Here is a 6,000-nt window from a genome sequence, read left to right on the forward strand (position 1 = left end):
ACGGTAGCTGTAGTGGAAATTATTTTTTTACTTGAATTGATTATTGAATTCAAACCTCATTTGGTTCTTTTCATGATGCTTTCGCCTTTTATTATTGGAGTCAAAGTGGGTTAAACGTGTCAAGACATTGTATTACTAATTGGATCCATGTTTGATAGGATTATCTGGTATCATGGCAACAAGTATGCTTAATAGAGCGGCCATGTGTTTGGCAATTTGTGGAGGGGCTACAGCCTTGAGTGATGTCAATGATGCAGGCTTTTAGTTAGTTGGTTCATTTTTAGAAATTAATGAGAGAACAACACTGAAATCATGGACGATTATGGAAACACTTATTGGTGTAACAGCACTGATAGTTAGTTTAATTATTTCGCTATTTGCGTAGGAGGAAAAAATATGAAGTTAATTAGTCAAGAAATGCGAAAATTAGCACCTGAACTTGATCCATTACGTATTGGAACAGGTTGGAAGAAAGAAGATTTGGGAAAAGTTCAAGTCATGATTGAAAGTACATATGGTGATAGTCACCCAGGTAGTGGTCATTTAAATGTACTTGTTGATGAAGTTCGTAAGGGGATTGCCGAAGAAAATGGATTTGGTGCACGTTATTATTGTACAGATATTTGCGATGGAGAAAGCCAAGGAACGGATGGAATCAACTATAGTCTTGCTAGCCGTGAAATGATTGCGAATATGATTGAAATTCATGCGAATGCTACACCATTTGATGCTGGTGTATATCTTTCAAGCTGTGATAAAGGAGTTCCAGGAAACTTAATGGGTCTTGCCAGAGTCAATATTCCTTCAATCTTTGTACCTGGCGGAACTATGAATGCTGGACCAGAAATGTTGACTTTGGAACAATTGGGTATGTACAGTGCTAAATTTGAGCGTGGTGAAATTGATGAAGCTAAATTGGATTGGGCAAAATGCAATGCTTGTCCAAGTTGTGGAGCTTGTTCATTTATTGGTACAGCTTCTACTATGCAAATTATGGCAGAAGCATTAGGCCTTGCCCTTCCAGGTACTGCTCTTATGCCTTCAACTAGTCCAGATTTATTAGCTTTCGCAAGAAAAGCAGGAAGACAATCCGTACGAATTGCTCAAATGGAGAATATGAAACCATCCGACATTGTAACTATGGATAGCTTTGAAAATGCGATTCTAGTACATGCGGCTATTTCAGGAAGTACAAATTGTTTGTTGCACCTTCCTGCCATTGCTCATGAATTTGGTATTGAAATTACAGGAGAAACATTTGATCGTTTACATAGAAATGCTCATTATTTATTAGATGTTCGTCCAGCAGGACGTTGGCCAGCTGAATGCTTCTACTATGCAGGTGGTGTTCCAGCGATTATGGAAGAAATTAAAGAACACTTGCACTTAGATGTTATGACTGTCACTGGTAAAACATTGGGTGAAAATCTAGAAGAGTTGAAACACAATGGCTTCTATGAAAAATGTAATAAATGGCTTCAAGAATTTAATAAACGTTACAATGTAAATTTGACAAAAGAAGATATCATCCGTCCTTATGACAAGGCGATTGGTACAGATGGAAGTATTGCCTTATTAAAGGGAAATCTTGCACCTGAAGGAGCTGTTATCAAACATACAGCTTGTCCAAAAGAAATGTTTAAATCTATTCTTCGCGCTATACCATTTGATAGTGAAGAAGAATGTTTAGATGCTGTATTAAAACATAAAGTTCAAAAGGGTGATGCCGTATTCATTCGTTATGAAGGCCCTAAGGGAAGTGGTATGCCAGAAATGTTCTATACATCAGAAGCAATCAGTAGTGATAAAGAATTAGGTAAAAGTATCGCACTAATTACAGATGGTCGTTTCTCTGGAGCAAGTACAGGTCCTGTCATTGGTCATTGTAGTCCAGAAGCGGTTGATGGTGGTCCAATCGCGTTAGTTGAAGAGGACGATTTAATTGAGATCGATGTGATGGAAAGAAAATTAAATATTGTTGGTGTTAAAGGGGAACGTAAATCCATGGAAGAAATTGACGAGATTTTAGCTGAAAGACGTAAAAACTGGAAACCAAGAGAAAGAAAATATAAAAATGGCGTGTTGCGTTTGTTTAGCGAACATGCCGCAAGTACGATGAAGGGTGCTTACTTAGAATATAAATAAGAGGAAGGAAACAGAAATGAATAAAGTATTAGAAGAGATTTCAAAGATTGGTATTTTACCAGTTGTTGTATTAGATGACGCAAAAGACGCAAAACCACTTGCCAAAGCACTATGTGCTGGTGGTTTACCTTGTGCTGAAGTAACATTTAGAACAGCAGCTGCTAAAGAATCGATTGCCATCATGCGTAAAGAATTTCCAGACATGTTAGTAGGAGCTGGAACTGTATTAACTGTTGAACAAGTAGATGAAGCATTAGAAGCAGGGGCTCAATTTATCATCAGTCCAGGCTTTGATGAAGATGTAGTAAAACATTGTATCGAAAAGAATGTACCTGTTACTCCAGGAACATGTACACCTAGTGATGTACAAAAATGTTACCGTTTAGGTTTGGATGTTGTAAAATTCTTCCCTGCTGAAGCAGCTGGTGGATTAAAAATGATCAAATCGATTGCCGCTCCATATACACAAATGAAATTCATTCCAACAGGTGGAATCAATGCGAACAATATGAAAGATTACTTAGAATACGACCGTATCTTAGCCATTGGTGGTAGTTGGATGGTAAAAAGTGATATAATAAAGAGCGGTGATTTTGACAAAGTGGAAGCTTTGACAAAGGAGGCCGTAAAAAAACTTAGGGAGGTTCGTTGATTATGAAACAAAAAGTAGTCACTTTTGGAGAGATCATGTTGCGTTTAGCACCAGAAGGATATTATCGCTTTGTACAAGCGGATACATTTGGTGCAACTTATGGTGGTGGAGAAGCCAATGTTGCGGTTTCTTTAGCTAACTATGGTTTTGATGCCAAATACGTAACTCGTCTTCCAAATCATGAAATTGGACAATGTGCCATCAACTCATTACGAAAATATGGTGTAGACACATCTTATATTGCTCGTGGTGGAGACCGTATTGGAATCTACTACCTAGAAAAAGGGGCAAGCCAACGTCCTAGTAAAGTTATTTATGATCGTGCAGGCTCTAGTATTTATACAGCTACAAGTGCTGATTTTAACTGGGATGAAATCTTTAAAGACTGTGCATGGTTTCACATTACAGGTATTACACCAGCACTATGCGACAATGTAGCAGAACTTACAATTGAAGCTTGTAAGAAAGCTAAGGAGTATGGAGTTAAGATCTCATGTGACTTGAACTATCGTAACAAGTTATGGTCAAAAGAAAAAGCTGGAGAAGTCATGGCTAAGATTTGCGAATATGTCGATGTATGTATTGCCAATGAAGAAGATGCAGCCGATGTATTTGGAATCAAAGCTAGTAATACGGATGTAACAAGTGGTGAAGTCAATCGCGAAGGATATAAGGAAGTAGCTAGTGAATTGACACGTCGCTTTGGATTTGAAAAAGTAGCCATCACATTAAGAGAGTCAATCAATGCCAATATCAACAACTGGTCAGCTATGTTGTATGATGGAAAAGATTACTATTTCTCAAAAAGATATAATATGCAGATTGTAGACCGTGTAGGTGGTGGAGACAGCTTTGGAGCTGGATTGATTGCGGCAAGTCTAGAAGGCTATGATGCACAATCAACCATTGAATTTGCGGTAGCCGCAAGTTGTTTAAAACATTCTGTCGAAGGTGATTTCAACATGGTAAGCATGGATGAAGTGTTGAAATTAGCTGGTGGAGATGGTTCAGGCCGCGTCCAAAGATAATAATTTATTTCGGTAGTAACAGATTGCTATCATGTATTTATTTCTCTATTTCAACAACAATACTTACATTAAAATGTCTAACCTTTCGTCATCCGTTACTATATATTTTTGGAAGAGCTTGTCACTCTTCCTTTTTTTTCGTAAAATTAATATTGAAAGAAGGTTACTTATGAATGTTGGATTTATGGCATGTATTGTACTATCTGTTTTGTTTCTAATTATTGGGATTTTTTTCTCTCTATCAAAAGAAAAAGGAGCTAAGTACGTTTCTGGTTTTAATACACTAAATCATCCAGAAAAGTATGATAAGGCATCTATTTCTTTGGATATGCGAAATCAATGTTTTACACATGCATTGATTCTATTTCTAGGAGCTATCCTTTCTTATTTCATATCCGATTATATCGCAATACCAATCTATATAGTATGGGGTATTCTTTTCTTTAAGTCTGTGCATTTCGATGCAGAAAAGGCGTTTGAAAAGTATCTAATCAAGTAATTTAATGCAAAAACTTTACTTTTAACTTTCCTAAGTTAAATTGAAAATTTCTAAGTTAAAAGGATTGGGTATAAGTATTGACAGAAAGTTAGATAATATATAATCGTTCTAAATTGAACGATTAGAAGGAACTACTTATGTTTCATGTAAAGAAAAGAACTCTTTTAATGATAACTGGAATTGTATGGTTAATTGCAGGATTTAATGTGGCACGATTAGGTGTGCTTTCTTATCGTGTGATTGAATCCAAATGGTATTTATATATTTTAACAGTTGTTGTGTTCTCTGTATTTGGAATGATGTTTTTCAAAATGAGTAAAAACACACAAAACGAATTATGGGATATGAAGCAACACGTCCATTCTGGCACTTCTTTGATTTAAAAGCCTATATGATCATGGCTTGTATGATGGGTGGAGAAATTGGATTTAGAGCAGCAGGAATTTTTCCAGATATCTTTATCGCATTCTTCTATTCAGGTCTTGGATGTGCACTTGCTTTAGTGGGTGTTACTTTCTTAAGAAACTATATTCAATAAAAAAACTAAAAAAAAGAGATCCATATGAAGTTATTGTATCAGGAAAAATCTATGTGTAACAGGATTATGTTGTATAGACCAATCCCTTGCCACATTTATTTTCGATGATTATTTGCGTGAACAATGTGATAAACGTGCATCGGATCTCTTAAGTATTATTAAAGAGAGTGGTACAAAAGAGATTGATTTATCACAAGATGTATTAAATGAAATGAAAAACCAATCAAGTTCGGTTTATAACAAGTCGGGGATGCGTTGTTTGATGCGTATACCAAAAATATGAATAAAGGAGAATAAAAAATGAATACAGTAACAATGAAAAATGTTGAATTTGGTGTAGGCGTACCAAAGATTTGTGTTCCTATTTGTGGAAAAAATAAGGAAGATGTTTTAGAACAAGCGAAAATCATTCTTAATACACCAGCTGATATTATTGAATGGCGTATGGATTGGTTTGAACAAGTTGAAAATACTGCATCTGTAGTAGAAATGGCTGAAGAATTACGTGAAGTATTTAAAGAAACTCCAGTATTAGCTACTTTCCGCTCTAAAAAAGAAGGCGGAGAATTAGAAGTATCTACTGAATACTATGTAGGATTAAATTGTGCGGTTGCCAAAAGCGGTTATGTAGATGCAGTCGATGTTGAATTATATACTGGTGATAAAGAAGTTGAAACAATTGTTACTACTGCTCATGAAAATGGGGTAAAAGTCATTATGTCAAACCATGACTTCTTCAAAACTCCTGCAAAAGAAGAAATCATTTCTCGTTTGTGTGCTATGCAAGAAAAAGGTGCAGATATTCCTAAGATTGCAGTTATGCCTCAATCAAAAAAGGATGTATTGACATTGTTGGCAGCTACAAATGAAATGGTAGAAGAACATGCGAATCGTCCAATCATCACAATGTCTATGGCAGCTACTGGAGTTATCTCTCGTTTAGCTGGTGAAGTATTTGGTTCTTGTTTGACATTTGGTGCAGCTAAAAAAGCGAGTGCTCCAGGTCAAATGGGTGTAAATGATCTTAAGACAGTTCTTGAAACTTTACATAAAAGTTTATAATCAATAAGGCAGGTTAACCTGCAATGTCATTAAGTTAAGAAATGACGGCTTTGAGGAGAACACAAAAAATGTGCTC

General features: G+C 36.0%; 7 protein-coding genes and 1 pseudogene. All 8 read left to right on the forward strand.

The features are described from left to right. Positions 1–277: 277 nt before the first annotated feature. Positions 278–385 (forward strand): annotated as a pseudogene (locus Q3907_RS10710) (hypothetical protein); the annotation flags it as partial. Between the two features lie 11 nt (positions 386–396). After that, positions 397–2,145 (forward strand): dihydroxy-acid dehydratase, encoded by a 1,749-nt coding sequence (gene ilvD / locus Q3907_RS06785; protein ID WP_301897751.1) that lies wholly within the window; start codon positions 397–399, stop codon positions 2,143–2,145. Positions 2,146–2,161: 16 nt separating this feature from the next. Then, positions 2,162–2,797: a bifunctional 4-hydroxy-2-oxoglutarate aldolase/2-dehydro-3-deoxy-phosphogluconate aldolase gene (locus tag Q3907_RS06790; protein WP_301897752.1), complete on the forward strand. Its 636-nt coding sequence runs from the start codon at positions 2,162–2,164 to the stop codon at positions 2,795–2,797. A 2-nt stretch (positions 2,798–2,799) separates the two neighbouring features. Further along, positions 2,800–3,825, forward strand: a complete 1,026-nt coding sequence (locus Q3907_RS06795) for a sugar kinase (protein WP_301897753.1) — start codon at positions 2,800–2,802, stop codon at positions 3,823–3,825. A gap of 169 nt (positions 3,826–3,994) precedes the next feature. After that, on the forward strand, positions 3,995–4,324 hold the full coding sequence (locus Q3907_RS06800; protein ID WP_301897754.1) for a DUF3784 domain-containing protein: 330 nt from the start codon (positions 3,995–3,997) through the stop codon (positions 4,322–4,324). Positions 4,325–4,661: 337 nt separating this feature from the next. After that, on the forward strand, positions 4,662–4,862 hold the full coding sequence (locus tag Q3907_RS06805) for a hypothetical protein (protein WP_301897755.1): 201 nt from the start codon (positions 4,662–4,664) through the stop codon (positions 4,860–4,862). A 112-nt stretch (positions 4,863–4,974) separates the two neighbouring features. After that, complete coding sequence (locus Q3907_RS06810) at positions 4,975–5,145, forward strand: hypothetical protein (RefSeq protein WP_301897756.1); 171 nt, start codon at positions 4,975–4,977, stop codon at positions 5,143–5,145. A 17-nt stretch (positions 5,146–5,162) separates the two neighbouring features. Continuing rightward, positions 5,163–5,924 (forward strand): type I 3-dehydroquinate dehydratase, encoded by a 762-nt coding sequence (gene aroD, locus Q3907_RS06815; RefSeq protein WP_301897757.1) that lies wholly within the window; start codon positions 5,163–5,165, stop codon positions 5,922–5,924. Positions 5,925–6,000: the final 76 nt, after the last annotated feature.

The organism is uncultured Holdemanella sp. (genome assembly GCF_958348295.1).
GTDB lineage: Bacteria > Bacillota_I > Bacilli_A > Erysipelotrichales > Erysipelotrichaceae > Holdemanella.

What these genes read in the sequence shown, in the direction of transcription:
- Q3907_RS06790 (WP_301897752.1), top strand. Translation starts at nt 2,162, where the DNA reads ATGAATAAAGTATTAGAAGAGATTTCAAAGATTGGTATTTTACCAGTT.
- ilvD (WP_301897751.1), top strand. Translation starts at nt 397, where the DNA reads ATGAAGTTAATTAGTCAAGAAATGCGAAAATTAGCACCTGAACTTGAT.
- Q3907_RS06805 (WP_301897755.1), top strand. Translation starts at nt 4,662, where the DNA reads ATGGGATATGAAGCAACACGTCCATTCTGGCACTTCTTTGATTTAAAA.
- aroD (WP_301897757.1), top strand. Translation starts at nt 5,163, where the DNA reads ATGAATACAGTAACAATGAAAAATGTTGAATTTGGTGTAGGCGTACCA.
- Q3907_RS06795 (WP_301897753.1), top strand. Translation starts at nt 2,800, where the DNA reads ATGAAACAAAAAGTAGTCACTTTTGGAGAGATCATGTTGCGTTTAGCA.
- Q3907_RS06800 (WP_301897754.1), top strand. Translation starts at nt 3,995, where the DNA reads ATGAATGTTGGATTTATGGCATGTATTGTACTATCTGTTTTGTTTCTA.